Source organism: Serratia sp. szju (assembly GCF_044594185.1).
Lineage (GTDB): Bacteria > Pseudomonadota > Gammaproteobacteria > Enterobacterales > Enterobacteriaceae > Serratia > Serratia bockelmannii.
On the sequence record NZ_CP172576.1, the window covers coordinates 1,166,288 to 1,189,440 of the forward strand.

The following is a 23,153-nucleotide window of genomic DNA, read 5'->3' on the forward strand; positions in this document are numbered from 1 at the left end:
GATCAATGGCTCCCCGCAGTCTGCGCCAATTCGGCCAACAGTGACCAGCGCGTCATCATGTGCGTTAGCCGCTCCTGCCGCGAAATATCGACATAGCTTAATTTCGGCAATGAAAAAGCCTGGCTGAGCGCCTGCAGGTCATCCTGGCTCTCCCCAGGTGCCGCTGCACGAAAATGGGTAGGTGCGTTATTCATTCTTCCGCCTTGGCGAAAATAGGCTATGTTAATTAACTATAGCAACGATACAAAAAGAGACAGGCAATAAGATGATTCTCAACAAATATTGCCGAATAGCGTCGGATATTTGTTATTGCCAGAGTAAAAATGGCTATCTTTAAATATAAACGCCTTTAGTCGGCTTTCAACGAAAGTAGAACACATCCTATGGCGCACTCTTTTTCTCTAGGCATTCGGCAGATTTGGGAAGAGCTCTCGGTGATGCAGGCTCCGGGGCTCTATTGGATCAATATCGACAGGCAAAGCGACGCCGCGTTGCTGTGTCGCCAGGTGATCGCCGCCCAGCCGGCCACTCACAAAGTCGCCCTGATCTGCAGCGGCGACAAACCCGAAAGCCTGCTGGCCGAGCTGGCTTCGCCCGCTTTGCAAAAGCTGCCGCTGTATCAATTACCAGAGAAAAAAGCCGCGCTGACGCAGCTGAGCGACGATCTGATGCGCGCCCTGCGGCCGCAGAATCGCTTGCTTATCCTGCTGGCCCACGCCAGCCTGTGGCAAACCTTCACCACCGAAGAGCTGCGCGAGTGGACGCGTACCCTCGCCGCCTGGCTGCGGCGGCAGGGCTGCACGCTGTTGATCCTCAGCCACGGCGGCGGCATCAATAAGCTTAAAGGGCAGCTCAGCGCACAGCATCGTATCCTGAACGGCCTATCCAGCCTGCAATGGCAGCAGGATAGCGCGCAATATCTGGTGAACTGGTGGAGCACCGAAAACGGCATCAACGCCAATCAACTGCTGACGTTGTACGCCGCGCAAGGCGGCTGGCAGGGCGAGGATGAAAATAGTCAACCCTCCCCCACCGCCTTGCGCAGCGACGAAGGTCAGTATCTGGCCGAACGCAGCATTCTGGAGGGCGCGCCGCCGCTGTCCGCCAACTGGCAGCTGTTGGAGAGCAACGACGAACTGGCGCAGCACGGCATGCTGAGACTCTCGGCAACGTTGATTTTCGCGTTGTATCAAAGCGACCAAATCGATCACCTGGCGCACCAGATCCACACCCTGCGACGCAGCCGCGGCAGCGGCCTGAAAATCGCGGTGCGCGAGATGAGCGCCAGCCTGCGCTACAGTGACGAACGGCTGCTGCTGGCCTGCGGCGCCAATCTGATCGTGCCGCACGTCGCGCCGCTGTCGCGTTTTCTCACCATGCTCGAGGGCATCCAGGGGCAGCGTTTCTCACGCCATGTGCCCGCCGACATCGATGCGTTGCTGGCCGGTTTGCGCCCGCTGCAGCTCAAAGGCTATATGCGGCCGGAAGCGTTCAGCCAGGCGGTGCTTTCGCTGATGGGCAACACGCTGCTGCCTGAGGATGGCAAAGGCGTGATGGTGGCGCTGCGCCCGGCCATCGGTCTGCGCGCGGAACAGGCGATGACCCTGTGCCACCTGCGGCGGTTCGGCGACGTGATGACCGTGGTGCAGGGGCGGCTGGTGCTGTTCCTGTCCACCTGCCGCATCAACGATCTGGATACCGCGCTGAAGTTCATCTTCCGGCTGCCGGTGGATGAAGCCTTCAGCAACCGGGTGGTGTGGCACCAGGACGTCGATATCGTTTCGGAAATCAAACGCATGGCCCAGGGGCACTGGCAGCTTTCGGCTACCGGTACCGCCGGCGCCGCGCCGCGCCCCAGCGTGGCGGTGGCCGAGGAACCCGTGGAACGGCGGCAGCCGGTCGCCTTCACGCTGTCGCTTGATCCGCAGGAGGAACCGCATGCTGAACCTTAACGATATCGTGCAACTGATCCTGCTGTGCGCGCTGATCTTCATTCCGCTGGGTTACGCCTTTCACCGGCGTTTTCCGCATTTGCGTCAATACTGGCAAAACCTGTTGTTATCGCCGCGCTATTTGAAATCCGCCGGTTTGTGGGTGCGCACTGGCTCCTCATCTCAGATTAAACGTAAGAAGCAGCCATGAATCGAAACTCGAATACGCAATCCGATAACGCTCTGTGGCGCTACTGGCGTGGGCTGGGTGGCTGGAACCTTTACTTTCTGGCTAAATTCGCCCTGCTGTGGTTCGGCTACCTGAATTTCCACGCGCTGCCGAACCTGGTGTTCATGGCGTTTCTGCTGATGCCGATCCCTTCGCAACGCCTGCATCGCTGGCGCCACTACCTCGCCATCCCGATCGGCATCGCCTTGTTCTACCACGACACCTGGCTGCCGGGCATCAACAGCATTCTCAGCCAGGGGTCGCAGCTGGCCGGCTTCAGCGCCCAGTATCTGCTGGAACTGGTCAACCGCTTTATCAACTGGCAGATGATCGGCGCGGCCTTCGTACTGTTTATCGCCTACCTGTTCGTCGCGCAATGGGTGCGCGTCACGGTATTCACCGTGGCGGCGCTGGTGTGGCTCAATATCGTCAACATTGCCGGGCCGGCGGTCTCACTGCTGCCCGCGACCTCCACAGCCTCGGCCGGCAGCGCCAATACGCCGGCCACGGCCGCGCCGGCGGCGGGGAACGCTGCGCCAGCGGACAGCCTGCCGCCGACCAGCGCCAACCTGACGGCCTACCTGAACCAGTTCTACGACCGGGAAAAAGGCCGCGCCACCGCGTTCCCGACCACCTTGCCCGCCGACGCCCAGCCGTTCGATCTGCTGGTGATCAACATCTGTTCGCTGGCCTGGGCCGATATGGACGCGGTCAACCTGCAGAATCATCCGCTGTGGTCGAAGATGGATATCATGTTCGACAGCTTCAATTCGGCCACTGCCTACAGCGGCCCGGCCTCGATACGGTTGCTGCGCGCCAGCTGCGGCCAGCTTTCGCATCATGATTTGTACCAGCCGGTGAACCAGCAGTGTTACCTGTTCGACAACCTGACAAAACTCGGCTTCAAGGAACAGCTGATGCTCGATCACTCCGGGGTATTCGGCAACTACCTGAAAGAGCTGCGTGAACAGGGCGACATGCAGGCGCCGTTAATGTCGCAGGCCGGCATCGGCAACGAGCTGACGTCGTTCGACGGTGAGCCGATTTATAACGATCTCGAATTGCTGACCCGCTGGCTGGATCAGCAGCAAAAAGGCGGCGACGGCCGCACCGCTACCTTCTTCAACGTCATCCCGCTGCACGACGGCAACCGCTTCGTCGGCGCCAACAAGAGCGCCGACTATCAGCCACGCGCGCAGAAGCTGTTCGATCAGTTGAACACCTTCCTCGATCAGCTGGAAAAATCCGGCCGCAAAGTGGTGGTAGTGATCGTGCCGGAACACGGGGCGGCGTTAGTGGGTGACAAGATGCAGATGTCCGGCCTGCGCGATATCCCCAGCCCGAACATCACCCATACGCCGGTCGGCATCAAACTGGTGGGCATGAAGGCGCCGCATCAGGGCAGTCCACTGCAGATCAAAACGCCGAGCAGCTATCTGGCGCTGTCTGAACTGGTGTCGCGCCTGGTGGACGGCAAGGTCTTCAGCGAATCCAGCGTCGATTGGCAGACACTGACGCAGGCGCTGCCGCAGACCCCGGTCATCTCCGAAAACGACAACGCTATCGTGATGCAATATCAGGGCAAGCCTTACATTCGCCTGAACGGCGGCGACTGGGTGCCTTATCCGCAATAAGCGCGACCTCATCAACCTAAAGCACGCCGCCGGCGTGCTTTTTTATTAGGGTTTTATAATAGAAATGGCGAAACAGCTCGACCGACAGAATGTTATTAACAACAAACCGTTGAATTCTATTATTCGATTATTATTTTCATGCGAAGATTCTTAAAAAAATAACGATTTGTCAGAATGACGTTAAGGGAATAATTTAAAAAATGAGTTGTCGCGATCGTTTACTGACTAACCCTTTGATTGAGTAATAAAAAACGCCGGCGTGATGCCGGCGTGAATTTAAGCGATGACGTTCGACGCCTTACGCCCCCGGATGTTCGTCCTGATCGACCGCAAAGCAAGCCACCATCTGCTCACCGTACTGTTTGAGCTGCGGCTGCAGCTGTACGCAGGTGCCAAAAGCGCGGCGGCAGCGGGCATTGAACGCACAGCCCGGCGGCGGATTCATCGGGCTGGGCAGCTCGCCGGTCAATTTGATGCGCTCGCGGCGCATATCCGGGTTTAACCGCGGCGTCGCCGACAGCAGCGCCTGAGTGTACGGATGACGCGGGTTGTTGAAGATCGCCTCTTTGCTGCCCTTTTCCACGCAGCGACCGAGGTACATCACCATCACCTCGTCGGCGATGTGTTCCACCACCGACAGATCGTGCGAGATAAACACATAGGACAGCCCCAGCTCCTGCTGCAGATCCATCATCAGGTTCAACACCTGCGCGCGCACCGACACGTCCAATGCCGACACCGGTTCATCGGCGATCACCACGTCCGGATTCAGCATCAGCCCGCGGGCAATGGCGATACGCTGGCGCTGGCCGCCGGAGAACATGTGCGGGTAGCGGTCATAATGTTCGGTCTTCAGGCCGACCTTCGCCATCATCTCCAGCGCTTTTTCCCGCCGTTCGGCGGCGCTGAGCGACGTGTTGATCAACAGCGGCTCCTCGAGGATCTGCCCGACCTTCTTGCGCGGGTTGAGCGATCCGTAAGGATTCTGGAACACGATTTGGATCTTCTGGCGTCGCAGTTTCTCGGCCGAGACGTCCGGCTTCAGCAGATCCTGCCCCTGGTAGTACAGCTCGCCGCCGGTCGGCACTTCGATCATCGTCAGCAGGCGGCCGAGCGTCGATTTGCCGCAGCCCGATTCGCCGACCACCGCCAGCGTTTTGCCGCGCTCCAGGGTGAAGGACACACCGTCGAGCGCCTTGACCAGCCGCTCCGGCGCGAACAGGCCCTTTTTCACCGGGTAATGCTTCTTCAGGTCAATCGCCTGCAGTAAAGGTTGATTCTGGCTCATACGGTCGGCCTCCCCGCATCATCCAGCGGTGTGTGACATTTAACCTGACGGCCGGGAATGCTGCGCAGTTCCGGCTCCTCGTTACGGCAGCGCTCGTTGGCGTACGGACAACGCGGATTGAGCAGGCAGCCGGTCGGGCGATCGTATTTGCCCGGCACCACGCCCGGCAGCGAAGCCAACCGCGCCTTGTCGGCGGCAAACTCCGGCAGCGCGCGCAGCAGTGCCTGGGTGTACGGGTGGCGCGGCGCGCGGAAAATCTCCGCCGCCTTGCCGGATTCCACCACCTGGCCGGCGTACATCACGATGATGTGATGCGCGGCTTCCGCCACCAGCGCCAGATCGTGGGTGATCAGCAGCAGCGCCATGTTTTCGCGCTGCTGCAGGTCCAGCAACAGCTCGATGATCTGCGCCTGGATGGTCACGTCGAGCGCGGTCGTCGGCTCATCGGCGATCAGCAGCTTCGGCCGACAGGCGATGGCCATGGCGATCATTACGCGCTGGCTCATGCCGCCGGAAAGCTGGTGCGGGTATACGTCCAGCCGCGAAGCCGGATCCGGAATGCCCACCTGGGTCAGCAGGTCGATAGCACGCTGGCGGCGAGTGCGGCGATTGCCGCCCTGATGCACCTTCAGCGCCTCCATGATCTGATAACCGACGGTATAGCACGGGTTCAGGCTGGTCATCGGATCCTGGAAGATCATCGCCACTTCGGAGCCCACCAGCTGGCGGCGCTCTTTTTCGGAGATCTTGCGCAGATCCTGGCCGTTGAACTCCAGCTTGTCGGCCATCACCTTGCCGGGGAAATCGATCAGGCCCATGATCGCCAGCGAACTGACGGATTTGCCGGAGCCGGATTCACCGACGATGCCGACCACTTGACCTTGCTCCACGCTGTAACTGATGCGGTCTACCGCGCGGAACGGGGTGCCTTCGTCACCGAAGTGCACCGAAAGCTTGTCTACATTCAATAACGCCATCTCTCTCGTCCTCTGTTACTGCTTGAGTTTGGGGTCGAGAGCGTCACGCAAACCGTCCCCCATCAGGTTGAATGCCAGCACCGTCAGCAGGATCGCCACGCCGGGGAAGGTCACCACCCACCAGGCACTTTGCGCGAACTGCAGCACGTCGGAGAGCATGGTGCCCCACTCCGGCGTCGGCGGCTGCGCGCCCATGCCCAGAAAGCCGAGCGCGGCCATGTCCAGAATGGCGTTCGAGAAACCGAGAGAAGCCTGCACGATCAAAGGCGCCAGGCAGTTAGGCAGAATATTGACGAACATCTGGCGCAGTGCGCCGGCGCCCGCCACCCGCGATGCGGTGACGTAGTCGCGGTTGACCTCCACCAGCACCGCCGCGCGCGTCAAACGTACATAGTGCGGCAGGGCGACGAAGGTCAGCGCCAGCGAAGCGTTAACGATCGACGGCCCGAATACCGCCACCAGTACCAGTGCCAGCAGCAGGCTCGGCAGAGCCAGCATGATGTCGACGACGCGCATGATAATCGCGTCCACCACGCCGCCGAAGTAACCGGCCAGCAGGCCGAATATCACGCCCATGATCAGCGACAGCACTACCACCAGGCAGCCGACCAACAGCGACAGCCGTGCACCGTACATCAGGCGCGACAGGACGTCGCGGCCCACGTCGTCGGTGCCGAGGATATATTGCCAGCTGCCACCCTCTTGCCACACCGGCGGCTTGAGCAGAGCATCGCGGAACTGGTCCGCCGGCGCATGCGGCGCCAGCACGCCGGCGCCGAGCGCGATCACCAGCATCAGAACGATATACACCAGGCCGACCACGGCCCCTTTATTGCGCTTGAAATAGTGCCAGAACTCCTGAAACGGGGTCATTGGCTTCGGCGCACCTTTAACTGCAGACTCAGTGATTTGAGACATGAGAGCGCCCCTTATTTCTTGTGGCGAATACGCGGGTTGACCACGCCGTAGAGCACGTCTACCAGCAGGTTAACCAGAATGATCATACAGGCGACCAGCAACACCCCGCCCTGCACCACCGGGTAATCGCGGCGCTGCAGCGCGTCGATCAGCCAGCGGCCCAGCCCCGGCCAGGAGAAGATGGTTTCGGTCAGAATGGCGCCGGCCAGCATGGTGCCGACCTGCAGCCCGATCACCGTCACCACCGGCAGCAGCGCGTTGCGCAGCGCGTGGACGACGATCACCCGCATACGGCTCACGCCCTTGGCGCGGGCGGTGCGAATGTAGTCTTCACCCAACACCTCCAGCATCGAGGAACGGGTCATGCGCACGATCACCGCCAGCGGGATGGTGCCCAGCACGATGGCCGGCAGGATCATGTGCATCACCGCGTCGATAAAGTCGCCCGGCTCGCCCCAGATCAGGGTGTCTATCAGCATAAAGCCGGTCAGCGGCTGGCTGTCGTCAAGGAATACCGTGTCGCTGATGCGCCCCGACACCGGCGTCAGGTTAAGCTGCACCGACACCAGCATGATCAGCATCATGCCCCACCAGAAAATCGGCATCGAATAGCCGGTCAGCGAGATGCCCACCGCAGTATGATCGAAGACCGAGCCACGTTTGACCGCCGCCAGCACCCCGACCGGGATGCCTACCAGCACAGCGAAAAGCATCGCGCAGAAGCCCAGCTCCAGCGTGGCCTGAAAGCGCGGAACGAACTCGCTCCAGACGGAGATGCGGCTTTTGAGTGAGGTGCCCAGATCGCCGTGCAGCACGTTGGACACGTAGGAGAAATATTGTTGATAAAGCGGCTTGTCCAGCCCCATTTCCGCCATCAGCTGCGCGTGGCGCTCGGCGGAGATACCGCGTTCCCCGGCCATGATGGTCACCGGGTCGCCGGGGATCATATGGACGAATGCAAAAGTCAGCAATGTAATGCCGATAAACGTTGGGATAACTAACCCCAAACGTCGGAGTATGAACTGCAACATATCCCGAACTCTCTGTATCAATGCCCGGCAGCTCATCGTCCGCCAGGCTTATTAACGCTCACATGCCTTTGAACGATTCGACGGCCATACGCCGGAGACTGGTCAGCAGGGGCGCAAACCTGTTGCGCCCCTGCAAGTCCATTCGTGCGTCTCCGGTAAAGCGGTCGAAATCAGTCTACAGAGACATTCTCGAAGTGATGCTTACCGAGCGGATCCACGACGTAGCCTTTCACTTCCTTACGCACAGGCTCGTACACGGTGGAGTGTGCGACAATCAGCGCCGGAGCCTGATCGTGCATCACCACCTGCGCCTGTTTGTACAGTTCGATGCGCTTGTCGTGGTTGGATTCGGCGCGCGCCGGTTGAATCAGATCTTCAAACGGCTTGTAGCACCAGCGGGAGTAGTTGGAGCCGTCTTTCGCCGCCGCGCAGCTGAACAGCGTGGCGAAGAAGTTATCCGGATCCCCGTTGTCGCCGGTCCAGCCCATCATCACCGTCTGGTGCTCGCCCGCTTTGGCGCGCTTGAGGTATTCACCCCACTCATAGGTCACGATTTTGGCTTTCACGCCGATCTTGGCCCAGTCGGCCTGGATCATTTCCGCCATGCGGCGTGCGTTTGGGTTGTAAGGACGCTGTACCGGCATCGCCCACAGGTCGATGCTGAAACCGTCGGCCATGCCCGCTTCTTTCAGCAACTCTTTCGCCTTGGCCGGATCGTAAGCGTAATCCTGCACCGCGTCGTTATAGCCCCACATGGTTGGCGGGATCAGGTTCTTGGCCGCCTGGCCCGCGCCCTGATAAACCGCGTCGATGATCGCCTGCTTGTTGACCGCCATGGTCAACGCCTGGCGCACCTTCAGGTTATCCAGCGGCTTTTTCTCGACGTTGAACGACAGGTAACCCACGTTCAGGCCTGGCTGTTCCATCAGGTTGATGGACTTGTCTTGCTTCATGCGGGCGATATCGGCCGGGTTCGGGTACGGCATCACCTGACATTCGTTTTTCTGCAGTTTGGCGTAGCGCACGGAGGCGTCAGGCGTGATGGAGAACACCAGGCGATCGATCTTCGGCTTGGTGCCCCAGAAACCGTCGAATGCCTTGTACAGGATCTTGGAGTCTTTCTGGTATTGCAGCAGCTGGAACGGACCGGTGCCGATCGGATTCAGGTCGACTTTCTCCGGCGTGCCGGCTTTCATCATCACGTCGGCGTATTCGGCGGACAGGATGGACGCGAAGTCCATGCCCAGGTCAGCCAGGAACGGCGCCTCCGGGCGGTTCAGCACGAAGCGCACGGTGTTGTCGTCCACTTTTTCAATCTTGGCGATCAGCTTAGGCATGTCCATGCCTTCAAAGTATTCGTAGCTGCCGCCAGACACTTTGTGGTAGGCGTTGTTCGCATCCAACTGGCGCTCAAAGGAGAACACCACGTCGTCGGCGTTGAAATCGCGCGTCGGTTTGAAGTCTTTGTTGCTCTGCCACTTCACGCCTTTGCGCAGGTGGAAGGTGTAGGTTTTGCCGTCTTCGCTGACGTCCCACTTCTCAGCCAGGCCCGGCTGCAGTTCGGTGGTGCCGATTTTGAATTCGACCAGGCGGTTGTAGATCGGTACCGAGCTGGCGTCGTAGGTGGTGCCGGAGGTAAACAGCTGCGGGTTGAACCCTTCCGGGGAACCTTCAGAACAGTAAACCAACGTCTTGGCCTGTACGCTGGCCGCCACGGTCAGCGCGATCAGCCCAATACCGAATTTCAGAATCCCCGATTTACCCAAGGAACGTGTCATCGTTAGTGCTCCATTGTGTGATGTGATGTGTGTAATTGCCGCCAGACCTGTATTTTTTATTGCGTGGCCTGTGCGATCGGCGCCCGAAGGCAGAAGGCGTACGAGGAGAGAATGCCGGATGGAACGCATCGCGGCGGGGACGTCTGAGCGCGTGGAATTCACTCAAACAACTCTCGCTCTTACCCCTGAGGCTATCAAGTTGCCAACTGTTTGGGGTGTCGTCAATATAACCAGTGGGGATTTACGCAGACTGTGAGAAACAGCAAACAAACATAAAAAAAACCTTTTGTTAACAGTTCCAGCATGAAAATTTATGCTAAGCGGCCATTTTTAGCGCATTGGTCTGACCCTAACAAAGTTACTGGTTTTTAACTCCGTTAAAAAACGCCAAAACTTTGTTGCTGAATGATGAATATCTGAACGGTTATTTTTGTGATCGCCGTTAAAGACAGGAGGAAATGCTGAAGGATTACCCAAAAGGGTGAGTCCGATGAGCGCGTTTTGCACCGGGCAGGCCCACAATCTGTGCGGCGTAAAAAAACTTTCGGCTGCGAAAAAGCCGGGGGCGAAAGGATATCCCCCGGCAACGCACTGCAACCGATTATTGAACGCCGGCGCTATTGCCCAGGCTGGCGTTCATGCTGTTAAGAATATCGCCATTGTCCGCGTCGATCTCCCAGGAGAACAGGCCACCTAACTGCTTATCCAACACGTACTTGCCTTTGGCCTGCACCGAGCGGGCATCGTCGAAGGTGATCAGATCGCCGGTGGAAGGTTTGAACACGTAAGGCGCTTCCGCCGTGGCGTCGTAGGTATACTGCCACTCGCCGCTCATGAACTGGCTGGCGATTTGGCGGTAGTCCACGATGCCATTCTCCCAGGTGCCTTTAACCGGCCCGGTGGCGGTACCAGTGAACGGAATGTTGTTCTGGTAGCCGTTCACCCCGGTCCAGCCGCGGCCATACATGGCGGTGCCGACGACGATCTTGCCCGGCTTGACGCCCTGCGTCAGCAGCGCATTCACGCCGTTCACCGTGGTGTAGGCGGTATCCGGTTTCCAGGCCGGCGCATTCAGCGCGGTCTGATGCCCCAGGTTCTTCAGATCGAAGGCGCCATAGAAGTCGTAGCTCATCAGGAAGATGTGATCCATCGAGTTCTGCGCAACGTTGTAAGCCACCTTGTCGATCTTGTCCTTGCCAGCGCTGATGGCGGAGGTCAGCTCATACTTGCGGCCGGTTTCCGCCGACAGCTGATCCAGCATCGCCCGCAGCTCCTTCATCAGCAGCACATAGGTTTCCCCGTCTTGCGGGCTGCCCAGGTTAGGGTTGGCGCCTTTGCCGCCCGGGAACTCCCAGTCGATATCCACGCCGTCGAAGAACTTCCAGGTCTGCAGGAACTCTTTTACCGAACCGACGAAGCGATCGCGCTTCACCTTGTCGCCCATGAAGAAGAACGGGTCGGACAGCGTCCAGCCGCCGATCGACGGCAGAATTTTCAGGTCAGGATGCGCCTGCTTCAGCGCCATCAGCTGGCCGAAGTTGCCCTTGTAAGGGTCATCCCAGGCGGTCACGCCCTTCTGCGCTTTTTGCAGCGCGGCGAACGGATCGTGGATCGAGACTTTGAAGTCCTCGCGGCCCTGACAGGAGCGCTGCAAGGCCTGGAAACTGCCTTCGATCTCTTTCAGGCTGTCGTTGATGCCATTGCCGCCGCAGATCGGGATAAAGCCGTACAGCAGGTGGGTCAGGTTTTGCGCCGGGATCTTGTCGACGGTGAAATTGCGCCCGTAAACGCCCCACTCGACGAAATAAGAACCGACCACTTTGCCGGAGTTCTGTTTATACGGTTTATTCTTTTCCAGCAGCGGCTCTTTCAACGGCGCCAAATGGCTGCCGTCGGTGTCGGCCACCACAATTTCGGTGGCGTCGCTGGCGGTGCAGCCGTCGGCATTGCACAATGCCACCTGCATTTGATAACGGCCGCCTTTATTCACTTTAAAATTCGCCGTACCGGAAGAACCGGTTGAAGGGCCGCTCCACGCCTCTTTGCCATTTAATAAAATTTTTGCCGTCGTGCCCGCGTCGCCATTCCATAAATTCCAGGAGACAGAAACGTCGGCGGCATTTTTTACCTTCACCAGATTATTATAAGCGGTGGCCGCCTGATCGACTTCGACGATAGCGAACTTGGTGTTGCCCCAGGCGATGGTCGGCTTGCCCGGCGCGGCGGCCTGCGCCGCGGAACACAGCGTACTGCCGATCAACAGCGCCAACAGCGGTTTATTAAATTTGCGCATAACTGATTCCTTTATTCCGAGAGGATAAACATAAAAGAGTTAATCGTCGCTACGCATTGCCGAAGCGAAAAAATTCCGCAATAATCCACGAAGATTAACGTTAATAAATAATCACGGTATTTCCCACGCGACGGGAATAAAAGTTCCCGCGTTGTCCATTTAGACTATAGGTAAAAAAAACGTGAAAACAAGAGCGCTATCAATCGGGTTTTATTTGGCAAGCATGAATTTATTTAAACATGAAAATAAGAACCTAATGGGAATAAGGAATGTGAATTAATTAAGCGTAAAGGATAAATATATTTCACGAGGACGGCAGATTGAGGCACGCCATAAAGCGAAGCCGGTCGTAGCGAAGGAGGTACTCATCCTCATAAACTGCAGGCGAAAAAAAACCTGCTTTAAAAAGCAGGTTTTTCGAATGGTGGTCGGCGAGAGAGGATTACGCGCATCTTTGATGCGCGCCCTGCGGGCCGTTGCTAAAGCAACGTTGTCTCGCTTCGCGAGGCTCGAACCTCCTGCGGAGGTACTCATCCTCATAAACTACGGGCGAAAAAAAACCTGCTTTAAAAGCAGGTTTTTCGAATGGTGGTCGGCGAGAGAGGATTCGAACCTCCGACCCACTGGTCCCAAACCAGTTGCGCTACCAAGCTGCGCTACTCGCCGATGCGGGGCGCATCTTACTGCTGGCGGTTATAGGCGTCAATCACTTTTTTTCGCCTGCATTTCAAGTGATGATAAAAGCGCCATAATGCGCTGCGCCGGGGGCTGCGCAGCGTATTTTACTCAGGCGTTGGCCGGTTTCAGTGCCGGCGTCTGCGCACGCAGGAACGGCAGCAGGAACAGCGCCGACAGGCAGGCGGCGATGGAAATCACCACGAAGAAGCCGTTCCAGTGCCAGACTTCCATCACTCGCGCAATCGGATAGCCGGACAGCGCTGCGCCCAGGTAGGCGAACAGGCCGACAAAACCGGTCGCCGCGCCCGCCGCATCCTTGTGCGAGCACTCCGCCGCCGCCATGCCGATCAGCATCTGCGGGCCGAAGATGAAGAAGCCGATGGCGAAGAAGCAGCAGGCCTGCAGCAGGTAGGTCACGCCCGGCATCAGCCACAGCGCCGCCACCGACAGGAAGATACCGATGGCGAAAATCAGGTTCATCGGGCCGCGGTTGCCGCGGAACAGCTTATCGGAACCCCAACCGGCCACCAGTGAACCGATAAAACCGCCCACTTCAAACAGCGAGATGGCCGAGTTGGCGGTCATCAGCGAATAGCCCTTTTCCTGCGTCAGGTAGAGGTTGCCCCAGTCGTTGATCGCGGTACGCACGATGTACACCAGCACGTAAGAGACCGCCAACAGCCAGATGTACTTGTTGGTCAGCACGTAGCGTTTGATGATCTCGCGATTGCTCAGCCCCTGGCCTTCCGATTCCTGCACCAGCTCCATGGCGTCGTTACGCCATTTGCCGACGCTCGGCAGCCCCAGGGTGGATGGCTTGTCGCGCAAGCGCCAGCACATCAGCAGGCCAAGCACCACGCCGATGATACCGGGAATGATCATGCCGTAACGCCAGCTGAAGTGCAGCGAGATAAAGCCCACCAGCAGCGGGATCAGCGCCCCACCGACGTTGTGCGAGGTGTTCCAGATCGCCCACCAACTGCCGCGCTCGGAACGCGAATACCAGCTGGTGAGGATTTTGGAGCACGGCGGCCAGCCCCAACCCTGGAAGAAGGCGTTGAGGATCCACAGCGTGCCCAGCATCAGCAGCGACGAGCTGAGGCCGAAGAAGATATTCAGCACCCCGGTCATGATCAGGCCCAACCCCATAAAGTAACGCGGGTTGGAGCGATCGCTGATCATGCCGGAAATGAATTTCGAGCAGCCGTAGGTGATGTAGAACAGCGTGCCGAGGATACCGACGTCGGACATCGTCAGACCCAGATCGCTCAGCATCGCCGGCATGATGAAGTTGAAGCTTTTGCGCGTGAAGTAAAACGCAGCGTAGCCGATGTACATGGTGCACATCAGCTGGATGCGCCAGTATTTGTAGCTGGCGTCGATCTGCCGTTGATCGGTGACCTGCGGCGCGTCCGAGCGGCTTTTAAGGAAAGACCACATGTGGAACCTCAGAGGATTGAATAAAGTGCCGCTATGATGCTCCCCGCGCGCGCGGGAGGCTTACGCCGGATTCCCGACGCAGTTAGGAGTTTTTCCTAGTTTTGCGCTTGCTCCGGTGAAACTGTGGGCAAGATCACACTCAAACAGGCGCCCCGCTCCGAGGTGAGCCGCAGGCTGCCGCCGAGGGCGCTGATGCGCTCCTGCATGCCGCGCAGGCCATACCCCGGCTGATGGTTTTCCGCCTCGAAGCCCACGCCGTTGTCGCGGATGGTCAGGGCGATCAGCGGCGCGGCGCCTTTGCGCGGCTGCAGGCGTGCGTCCAGCTCCAGGCGGCTGGCGCCGGCGTGGCGGCACACATTGGTCACCCCTTCCTGACACACCCGGTACAGCGTGATTTTCAGCGTTTCATCCAGCAGCTCGTCCGGTACCTGCCACTGCAGGCTGCTCACCAGCGACGCGTCCTGCGGCAGCGATTCCCGCAGCATCGCCGCCACCGCCGCCGACAGCGGCAGGTTGTTCAGCGCCGCCGGCCACAGCTGGGTCAGCACGTCGTGCACCCCGTCGTAGACCCGCAGCGCCAACGCATCGATGGTGTCGGCGCAGCCGATCACCGCCGGTTCCGGCGCCAGGCGTTTGACGATGCTGGCCTGGGTACGGATCACGGTGATGGTCTGCCCCACTTCATCGTGCAGCTCGCGCGCCACCTCGCGCCGGGTTTGCTCCTCCGCCGTCACCAGCGCCCGCGCCAGCTGGCGGTTCTCCGCCAGCCGCAGCCGCAACTGTTGATTCAGTTCGCGCTGGCGCTGAATGCCGGCGCCCAGCAGCAGCCCGGTCAGGCTTTGAGCCAGCAGCGACAGCAGCAGATCGCGGTGCGACTCCGGCTGCGGCGGCTCGTTGACCATCAGCGCCACGCCGTTGAGCAGCGTCGCCAACAACGCGCCCTGCCAGCCATAGCGATAAGACATGAACACGATAGGAATGGCCAGGCAGAACGGTGCGAAACGCCGCAGCTCGGCGGCGTTCACCTGCTGCTGCAGCCAGATGCTGAATGCAAACAGCAGCAGATAGCTGGCCAGGTGGCCCAGACGCAGCTCCACCGGCTTGTGGATCAGCCCCGGCTCCAGCGGCACCCAGATTTGGCGTGCCAGATAGTGCCACAACAGCAGGCAGGTCGGCGCGATGGTGAAACCGCCGGTCAGGCCGAGCAGCAGCGCACGGGCGCCTTCGCCGCTCACCAGCTGCCACACCAGCGCCTGCAGCAAGGCGGCGGCGGTGACCACCGCACCCTGCAACAGCGGCCATCGCCATTCGCTGTCGCTCTGCTGATGGCGCAACAGCCACGGCGAGGCCAGCAGGCTGAGCAGCACCGTCAGCACCAGCACCGCCACCGACGCCCACAGCGCCGGGCCGTAACCGAACTGGTCCGCCAGCAGCGCCATCAGCAGCAGGTCGGCCAGCAGGATCCCCGGCCAGAAACGGTACGGGCTCTGCAGCAAAATGCCCATGCGCAGGCCGAACGGGAACAACAGCAGCGCCTGCCAGGGCGGGTCGATCAGCGCGGTGCCGATGCCCCACAGGCAAAACGCGCTGGCGGCATAGATGAAGAACAGCGCCAACTGGGTGATCAGGCGCTGCGTCACAGGTTCAGCATCCGTCTGGCCAGCTCAACGTTGTTGGTGATGCCCAGCTTGGCGAACAGGTTGGCGCGATGCACATGCACCGTCTTCGGCGACAGCCCCAAGGCGGCGGCGATCTCGCGCACCTCCTGGCCCTGCGCCAGCAATAGCGCGATCTCGCGCTCGCGGCGGGTCAATGGATCCACCTTCACCCGCGCCAACTGCTGCGCGATTTCCGGCATCAGGTAGACGCCGCCGCCGGCGACGGTGCGCACCGCGGTGATCAGATCTTCCGGTTTGCAACGCTTGGAGAGGAAACCGCTGGCGCCGCGTTCCAGCGCCATTTCCACCAGCGCCGGGTTATCGTGCATCGACAGCATCACCACGCGGATGCCGGAGGGAATGTCCGCCAGCAGATCCAGCCCGCTGCCGTCCGGCATCGAAATGTCGCAAATGCAGATTTCCGCCTCCAGCCCCGGCAGGCCGGCGCGCGCCTGTGCCGCGCTGCTGAACTCGCCCACCACCTGAATATCGGCCTCCAGCGACAGCAGCTGCACAAAGCCCGAACGCACAATGTCATGATCGTCGATAAACGCCACGCGCAGGGTCATGGAAATCTCCGGTTAGAAGGGGAAGTGCGCAAGTATACCGTATGCACACACCGGAATAATTGATGAAGAGAATGTATTGGGTGAAATTACCGGGTGCGCAAGGCAGGCACCCGGCGGGAGGGATCACAGACGGGCTGGCGCCGTTTTATCCTGTGGCAGATGGCACCAGTTGTTTTTATCCACGATGCCGCCATCAGGAGACGTGTATCCGAGGCAGCCAAGGAGGGTGTCAAACAGCTCGACATGGCGATGCGTTTTGCCGATGCGCTGCTGCGCCTGCAGCTGCTCAAAGGCGCTGAGGTGCTGCGGGTTTTCGAGGAACTTGTCCGACGCCCACACGATCATCGGCACGCGAAATTGCTCCGGCGGCGCCATTTCGCGCGGCGTGCCGTGCAGGTGCGTATTCTCACCGATCGATTCGCCGTGATCGGCGGCATAGAACACGATGGCCTTCTTGTCCCGCACCTGGTCGATCACATTACTGATAAAGCTGTCGGTATACAGCACCGTATTGTCGAAGGCGTTGATCAACTGGGCCTTGGTGCACGAATCATCCACCCCCATGCACTCCGGCTGATAGCGCGCATAGCTGCGCGGATAGCGCTGCGAGTACAGGTAGTGCGAGCCTTTGGTATGCAGGATCACCAGGTGTTTGCCCTTCGGATAACGCGCCAGCGACTCCTTCATTTCGTCCACCAGCAGCATATCGTCGACCGCCTTACCGTCGTTGCGCTTCTCGGATGCGATCATCTCGCGGAACGAATAGTTGTTCACCTCGGTGTTGTTGTAGAACCACACCTCGCTCTGCATGGCGAACAGCTCGGAAGAGAAGCCCAGATCCTTCAGCACCGCGAACACGTTCTGCTCTTTCAGCGTGCGCTGCGGGTTGTCTTCGGTGCCGCCTTCGCGCACGAACATGCAGCGCAGCGACAGCTTGGTAGCGGTGTCACACGACTCGCCGCGGAACGCCACCAGATTCTTCTCTTTAGACAGCCGCGGCGTGGTATCACGCTCATAGCCCAGCATGCCCATGTGATCCCAGCGCGTGGTCTCACCGATGATGAACACCACGTAGGTATCGTCGATATCCGCCGGTGGTACATAAGTGAAGTGTTTGCCCGGATCGAACATCGTGCTCTGGTCCTGGCTTTCGTCATAGCGGGTGTAGGCAAACAGCCCCAGCGCCGACAGCCAGTTGGACGGCAGATACGAGTGCGCTACCACGCCGCCGTAGCTCGGCAGATCGACGTTGGAGAGCTTCTCTTGCACGCTTTGCTCATCGTCCAGCATGCGCAGCGGCAGCCAGACCAACGCCACCACCGCCAGCAAGACCAGCAGCGGTTTGATGCGATGGCCGGGGGTTTTCAGCTGTTCGATCAGGGTGTAACGCAGGCTGTTTTTCCAGATCAGCAGCAGCGGCAAGGCGCTGAGCGCCACCATCCACAGCACAAAGTGCAGGCCAACCACCTCTTTCGACAGATCGATGTCGGTGGTCATCACCGACACCACGATGCCGTAGCCAATCACCACGTTGAAAAACGTCATGTAGTAGCTGGCAGCCACCGAAATCAACACCAGCAGCGAGGCGACGATGCGATAAAACAGCCGGCCGCCGAGCGATACCAGCCGCATGATGAAGAATGTGAACAGGACGATAGCGATGACTTCCGTCACCGCCGAAATAAGCTTAATCCCCTGAATGCCATGCGCCAACGAATCAAAACGGCGATAGAAAACGGACAGGTTGAGAAAGATGCCGATATAGATCGCTAACAATAACGATAAATTCTGCTGCGATAGCGATTTAACTTTGTTCATGTAACGCGGTGGCTCCGGGGGCGGTGTAGCGGTTCTGACTCAGTCAGACACTGATTGCGGCTTCTGGTTCAGCCAACCGGCAATAAGCGTTATTTTGCGGGTAATAATCAAGAGAATTCTCACAAAACGGACAAAATTTACCGTTTTTTTGAACGATTTTCAGGCAGGGCACGCAAGAAAATGGAGGGACAAACCCTCCATTTTTTCCATATTTCGGCAAAAATCTTACTTAACGTTCAGAGTCACATCGATATTTCCACGGGTAGCGTTGGAGTATGGGCACACCACGTGCGCCTTTTTCACCAGATCTTCCGCCACGCTGCGCTCGATGCCCGGCAGCGAGATATCCAGCTGCACTTCGATGCCGAAGCCGTTCGGGATCTCACCGATGCCGACGGTGCCGTCGATCTTGGCTTCGGCCGGGATTTTGACCTTTTCCTTCGCCGCGACAAACTTCAACGCGCCGAGGAAACAGGCCGAGTAACCGGCAGCGAACAGCTGCTCGGGGTTGGTGACTTCGCCGCCGGCGCCGCCCATCTCTTTCGGAACGCCCAATTTCACGTCCAACACGCCGTCGGAGGAGGTCGCACGGCCGTCGCGGCCGCCGGTTGCGGTGGCGTGAGCGCGGTAAACCACTTTCTCAATAGACATCGTTCATTCCTTCTTGCTGGTTGGCGAGATGACTACGGCTTCCACGAGGTAAAGCCGGTCACATATTTATCTTTTGCGATTAAATCGCGCACTACTTATTTTTGACACTTATTAACCAGTGTAGACCACCCGTGCCGTTCTTGCGTCCGGCGGCGGCGGGTCAAATCTGATCGATCAGGCTGCCGCGCAGCTTTTCCAGCTGCTGTTTGAGCGAGACGATCTCGTCCAGGCTGCAGTCGGTAGCGCACATCACCGCCTCGGGCACCGATTGCGCCCGCTCGCGCAGCGCGCGGCCGGCTTCGGTGAGTGCGATGATCACCTGCCGCTCGTCGGCGGTGGCGCGATAGCGCACCAGTAAACCGGCGGTTTCCAGCCGCTTCAGCAGCGGCGTCAGCGTGGCGGAATCGAGGAACAGCCGCTCACCGATATCCGATACCGTCACCCGATCGCGTTCCCACAGCACCATCATCACCAGGTATTGCGGGTAGGTGAGTTCGAGCTGACTCAACAGCTTGCGGTAGACTTTGTGCAGCGCCAGGTTGGCGGAGTACAGCGCGAAACAGAGCTGCTGATCGAGCTGTAGCAGGTTCTTCGCCTTGGGTTGTTCGGTATCGGTGCTTTTCATGTGTACGAATATAGATAGCGCACGATGTAATCGCAAGCTATTTCTTGTGAGGTATGCTACCTTTTTTTATGCAGAGGATGCTCGGAGGGAAAGGAAATGACGAACACGCTTGTAGAACGCGCGCGCCGCTACGCTACCAAGGCGCATGCGGCCATCGATCAGCGCCGCAAATACACCGACGATCCGTATATCGTCCACCCGCAGGCGGTGATGGAGCTGGTGCGCAGCGTGCCGCACACCGAAGAGATGCTGGCGGCCGCCTGGCTGCATGATACGGTGGAAGACACACCCACCACCCTCGGCGATATCGACAGCCACTTTGGGCCAAAAGTGGCGGAACTGGTGCGGATGTTGACCAACGTCAGCCACGCCGAGGACGGCAACCGCTTCGAGCGTAAAAACCGCGATCGGCGCCACAGCGCCGGCGCGTCGCCGCAGGCCAAAACCATCAAGCTGGCGGACCTAATCGACAACACCCGCTCGCTGCTGGACTACGACAGCCACTTCGCCCAGACCTACCTGATCGAGAAACAGCGCCTGCTGGAGGTGCTGACCGAAGGCGACCCGACGCTGTGGCGCCAGGCCAGCCATATCGTTGAACAGGGGCTGCTCAGGTTGCAGCAACCACCGCACAACGTGCCGGCCAGCTGGTTCGAACACGCCCGCCGGCGCTACCGCGAGAGCGACGCGGCCTGATCAGAAGGTCACCACCGTTTTCAACGCCGTCACCCAGGCGTCCTGCGTCTCGCTGACGCCCGCCGGGTGATGCCAGTACTGCAGGCCCGGCTGCAGCTGTAGCCACGGCGTGACGTTAACGCGGTAATACAGCTCCGCCGTCACCGAGTGGCCCGGCACTGGCCGGTAGTTCGGATCGTGATAATCACTGATGCCGCTCATCTGGTTGAGATACCGCTGATTGTCTTTATAGCGGTCGCTCAGTTTCACCACCGAGACGCCGAGCCCCAGCCAGTCGTCCGGCCGCGCATCGAACAGCCCGCGATAGCGAATGCCGGTCGAGGTAGACCAGTGCAGGTAGTTACTGCGCTGATCTCCCAGCCCCAGGCTGTAAAACACGCTCAAGCCGCGGTTGACGTCATCCGCATGGCGCGTCACCTGCTGGTTGAAACCGGTATACAGGAACCAGGTGCGATCGTGGTTGCGATAGCCCTGCGGATCGCTGGCGCCCGGCCCGCCGGACACCCCTTCATAAAGATCGCTCTGGCGCGCGTTGGTGAACAGCACGCCCAGGTTATACACCCCCGGCAGCTGGTTGACGGCGTGGGTTTTCAGCTCCAGCTCCATCGGCAACAGGAAGCCTTTGCTGCCCTTGGTGGACCAACTCCAGGCGTGGCTGCGGCTGGGGGCGCTCGGGTTCTGCTCCATCACGCCGCCCTTGAGCGTCAGGCCATCGGTCAGCTTGTACTGCAGCGTGGTGCCCCAGTAATGCACGTTCCAGTTGTACCAGGTCAACGAGTTGGCGGACTTGCCGCCGCACAGCGTCAGCGTCTGAAAATCGCAGGGGATAATCTGATCGAAATCCTGCACCTTGTTCATCATGCCGATGCGCCACTGCAGCCGGCTGTCGAGGAAAGAACGGCTGAAGGTCAACCAACCCAGCCGGGTAATCGACTGTCCGCCATAGCTCTCTTGCGACAGATCGGTCAGGCCGACGCGCGGATCCTGCAGCCGATCGCGGGTCAGGTTGTTGTCATGGTTGCGGTTGACGATATTGCCTTCGATCGCCGCGTCCGGAATGCCGGTCAGCGCCTGCAAATCCTGGCTGAAGGTCAGCGAAAATTGGTCGATATACGACGCCTGTTTATCGTGGTTGTAACCGCCGCCGGCGTTATACGACAGCTGGCTGAGGTAGCCGAGGTTATAGTGGAAGCCATGATCCTCCAGGATCGGCCTGATCCCCAGCATATCCCCCAACAGCCCAGGCTGCGGCGGTTCAAAACCGAGCGCCACCCCTTCCCATTTAGCGGTGGGGGCTTCAACGTCCTTGCCGGTTTGCAGCGTTTCCGCCTGCGCCTGGCTGCACCACAGCGCCAGCGCCGCCAGGGTCATGGAACGAGGTAATAAGCTTTTCATCATTATTATATTTCTCCGCATAACGGCTGACTGCGGGCAACAGCATTCCCTGGGAGAGAATTTCCCATCATGAACAGCAGCGAATAACGTTAGGTTAACGCCCGGCGCTTGCCGCCGGGCTGAAGGGTTAGCGTCGGTCTTTCAGACTGGCGCCATTGCTGTGGATCACATCGCGGTACCAGTAGAAACTCTTCTTGCGGCGGCGCTCGAGGCTGCCGTTGCCGGCATCGTCTCTGTCGACGTGAATGAAGCCGTAGCGCTTCGACATTTCGGCCTTCGAGGCGCTGACCAGATCGATCGGCCCCCAGCTGGTGTAGCCCATCACCTCGACGCCGTCGTCGATGGCTTCCGCCACCTGCACCAGATGGTCATTGAGGTAGTTGATGCGGTAGTCGTCGTTGATACTGCCGTCCGCCTCGACGCGGTCTTTGGCGCCCAGCCCGTTCTCGACGATGAACAGCGGCTTCTGATAGCGGTCGTACAGCACGTTGAGCAGGTAGCGTAGCCCGATCGGGTCGATTTGCCACCCCCACTCCGAGCTGGCCAAGTGCGGGTTCGGCACCATATCGAGAATGTTGCCGCGCGCCGTCTCGTACTGCTCCGGGTCGGCGGTGACGCAGCCGCTCATGTAATAGCTGAACGAGATGAAGTCGATGGTCTCGCGCAGCGTTTGCCGATCTTCCTCGGTGATCGTCACCTGAATGCCGTTTTCACGGAAAAAGCGCTGCATATAGGCCGGGTAATAGCCGCGCGCCTGCACGTCGCCGAAAAACAGCCAGTCGCGGTTTTGCCGCTGGGTTTCCAGCAGATCTTCCGGCTTGCAGCTCAGCGGGTACAGAATGCCGCCCAGCAGCATGTTGCCGATTTGGCCCTCCGGCACGATCTCGTGACAGGCCTTCACCGCTTTGGCGCTGGCCACCAACTGATGGTGGATCGCCTGATAGACGGCGCTCTTGTCGCTCTCCTGCGGCAGGCCAACCCCGGTGAAGGGCGCGTGCAGCGACATGTTGATTTCGTTGAAGGTCAGCCAGCGTTTGACCTTGTGCTTATAACGTTCGAATACGGTGCGCGCATAGCGCTCGAAGAAATCGATGGTGCGCCGATCGCCCCAGCCGCCGTAGCGCTTCACCAGACCGTAAGGCATCTCATAGTGCGACAGCGTGATCAGCGGCTGAATGCCGTATTTCGCCATCTCGTCGAATAGCCGATCGTAAAACGCCAGCCCGGCTTCGTTCGGCGTCTCTTCGTCGCCCTGTGGAAAAATGCGCGTCCAGGCGATCGAGGTGCGCAGGCACTTGAAGCCCATTTCGGCGAACAGCGCGATGTCCTCCGGGTAACGATGATAGAAATCGATCGCCACGTCCTTGATGCCGCTGTCGCCCGCCGTGCGCGGCGTAATGGCGCCGAAGATGCCCTGCGGCTGCAGATCGGAGGTCGACAGCCCCTTGCCGTCAGCCTGATACGCGCCTTCTACCTGGTTCGCCGCTACCGCGCCGCCCCACAGAAAATGTTGCGGAAACTTGCCGTTCATCGCTTGCTCCTCA

General features: G+C 59.4%; 19 protein-coding genes, 1 tRNA gene and 1 other RNA gene. 4 read left to right on the top strand and 17 right to left on the bottom strand.

Going from position 1 to position 23,153, the window contains the following annotated elements; translation table 11 throughout:
• Positions 1–2 precede the first annotated feature (2 nt).
• The gene (gene bcsR / locus RE418_RS05565) at positions 3–194 is read right to left on the bottom strand and encodes a cellulose biosynthesis protein BcsR (protein ID WP_025304843.1); all 192 of its coding nucleotides are present in this window, start codon (positions 192–194) and stop codon (positions 3–5) included.
• Between the two features lie 189 nt (positions 195–383).
• On the opposite strand from bcsR, the gene bcsE reads away from it, so the two are divergent.
• From bcsE to bcsG, 3 genes are read left to right on the top strand one after another with little or no spacing between them, the layout of a single operon-like run.
• A complete protein-coding gene (gene bcsE, locus RE418_RS05570) occupies positions 384–1,952 on the top strand; it encodes a cellulose biosynthesis protein BcsE (protein WP_049203654.1) in 1,569 nt (522 codons plus the stop codon).
• Complete coding sequence (gene bcsF, locus RE418_RS05575; protein ID WP_004934139.1) at positions 1,939–2,142, top strand: cellulose biosynthesis protein BcsF; 204 nt, start codon at positions 1,939–1,941, stop codon at positions 2,140–2,142. The genes bcsE and bcsF overlap by 14 nt, the downstream gene beginning before the upstream one ends.
• Entirely contained in the window at positions 2,139–3,794 is a 1,656-nt protein-coding gene (gene bcsG, locus RE418_RS05580) for a cellulose biosynthesis protein BcsG (protein WP_169540734.1), read from the top strand. The genes bcsF and bcsG overlap by 4 nt, the downstream gene beginning before the upstream one ends.
• A 298-nt stretch (positions 3,795–4,092) precedes the next feature.
• Here bcsG and dppF read toward each other — a convergent pair whose 3' ends face one another.
• The 14 genes from dppF to RE418_RS05650 form a co-directional block, all read right to left on the bottom strand.
• A complete protein-coding gene (gene dppF / locus RE418_RS05585; RefSeq protein WP_015376237.1) occupies positions 4,093–5,082 on the bottom strand; it encodes a dipeptide ABC transporter ATP-binding subunit DppF in 990 nt (329 codons plus the stop codon).
• On the bottom strand, positions 5,079–6,059 hold the full coding sequence (dppD, locus tag RE418_RS05590; protein ID WP_004934132.1) for a dipeptide ABC transporter ATP-binding protein: 981 nt from the start codon (positions 6,057–6,059) through the stop codon (positions 5,079–5,081). Before dppD ends, dppF begins: the two co-directional genes overlap by 4 nt.
• 15 nt (positions 6,060–6,074) lie before the next feature.
• Positions 6,075–6,977, bottom strand: a complete 903-nt coding sequence (dppC, locus tag RE418_RS05595; protein ID WP_025304838.1) for a dipeptide ABC transporter permease DppC — start codon at positions 6,975–6,977, stop codon at positions 6,075–6,077.
• Positions 6,978–6,988: 11 nt separating this feature from the next.
• On the bottom strand, positions 6,989–8,008 hold the full coding sequence (dppB, locus tag RE418_RS05600; protein WP_038630050.1) for a dipeptide ABC transporter permease DppB: 1,020 nt from the start codon (positions 8,006–8,008) through the stop codon (positions 6,989–6,991).
• A 170-nt stretch (positions 8,009–8,178) separates the two neighbouring features.
• The gene (gene dppA, locus RE418_RS05605) at positions 8,179–9,786 is read right to left on the bottom strand and encodes a dipeptide ABC transporter periplasmic-binding protein DppA (protein ID WP_025304836.1); all 1,608 of its coding nucleotides are present in this window, start codon (positions 9,784–9,786) and stop codon (positions 8,179–8,181) included.
• A 601-nt stretch (positions 9,787–10,387) separates the two neighbouring features.
• Positions 10,388–12,079 carry a glycosyl hydrolase family 18 protein gene (locus RE418_RS05610; protein WP_049203656.1) on the bottom strand — a complete coding sequence of 564 codons (1,692 nt, stop codon included), beginning with the start codon at positions 12,077–12,079 and terminating at the stop codon, positions 10,388–10,390.
• 425 nt (positions 12,080–12,504) lie between these two features.
• Positions 12,505–12,633, bottom strand: a non-coding RNA gene (locus RE418_RS05615) — RtT sRNA.
• A gap of 35 nt (positions 12,634–12,668) precedes the next feature.
• Positions 12,669–12,745, bottom strand: a tRNA-Pro gene (locus RE418_RS05620).
• A 120-nt stretch (positions 12,746–12,865) separates the two neighbouring features.
• A complete protein-coding gene (locus tag RE418_RS05625; protein ID WP_025304834.1) occupies positions 12,866–14,197 on the bottom strand; it encodes an MFS transporter in 1,332 nt (443 codons plus the stop codon).
• A gap of 95 nt (positions 14,198–14,292) precedes the next feature.
• On the bottom strand, positions 14,293–15,837 hold the full coding sequence (uhpB, locus tag RE418_RS05630; protein WP_043142285.1) for a signal transduction histidine-protein kinase/phosphatase UhpB: 1,545 nt from the start codon (positions 15,835–15,837) through the stop codon (positions 14,293–14,295).
• A complete protein-coding gene (gene uhpA / locus RE418_RS05635) occupies positions 15,834–16,424 on the bottom strand; it encodes a transcriptional regulator UhpA (RefSeq protein ID WP_033645065.1) in 591 nt (196 codons plus the stop codon). Before uhpA ends, uhpB begins: the two co-directional genes overlap by 4 nt.
• A 123-nt stretch (positions 16,425–16,547) precedes the next feature.
• On the bottom strand, positions 16,548–18,242 hold the full coding sequence (eptB, locus tag RE418_RS05640) for a kdo(2)-lipid A phosphoethanolamine 7''-transferase (RefSeq protein ID WP_025304831.1): 1,695 nt from the start codon (positions 18,240–18,242) through the stop codon (positions 16,548–16,550).
• Positions 18,243–18,467: 225 nt separating this feature from the next.
• Entirely contained in the window at positions 18,468–18,893 is a 426-nt protein-coding gene (locus RE418_RS05645; RefSeq protein ID WP_004934114.1) for an organic hydroperoxide resistance protein, read from the bottom strand.
• 160 nt (positions 18,894–19,053) lie between these two features.
• Positions 19,054–19,518, bottom strand: a complete 465-nt coding sequence (locus RE418_RS05650) for a MarR family winged helix-turn-helix transcriptional regulator (RefSeq protein ID WP_049209001.1) — start codon at positions 19,516–19,518, stop codon at positions 19,054–19,056.
• A gap of 96 nt (positions 19,519–19,614) precedes the next feature.
• Here RE418_RS05650 and RE418_RS05655 point away from each other — a divergent pair, with 96 nt between their 5' ends.
• Positions 19,615–20,214: an HD domain-containing protein gene (locus RE418_RS05655; RefSeq protein ID WP_025304829.1), complete on the top strand. Its 600-nt coding sequence runs from the start codon at positions 19,615–19,617 to the stop codon at positions 20,212–20,214.
• Here RE418_RS05655 and RE418_RS05660 read toward each other — a convergent pair whose 3' ends face one another.
• Both RE418_RS05660 and RE418_RS05665 read right to left on the bottom strand, forming a co-directional pair.
• Positions 20,215–21,585 carry a carbohydrate porin gene (locus RE418_RS05660; protein ID WP_373408032.1) on the bottom strand — a complete coding sequence of 457 codons (1,371 nt, stop codon included), beginning with the start codon at positions 21,583–21,585 and terminating at the stop codon, positions 20,215–20,217.
• Positions 21,586–21,736: 151 nt separating this feature from the next.
• On the bottom strand, positions 21,737–23,140 hold the full coding sequence (locus tag RE418_RS05665) for a glycoside hydrolase family 1 protein (RefSeq protein WP_049295046.1): 1,404 nt from the start codon (positions 23,138–23,140) through the stop codon (positions 21,737–21,739).
• Positions 23,141–23,153 lie beyond the last annotated feature (13 nt).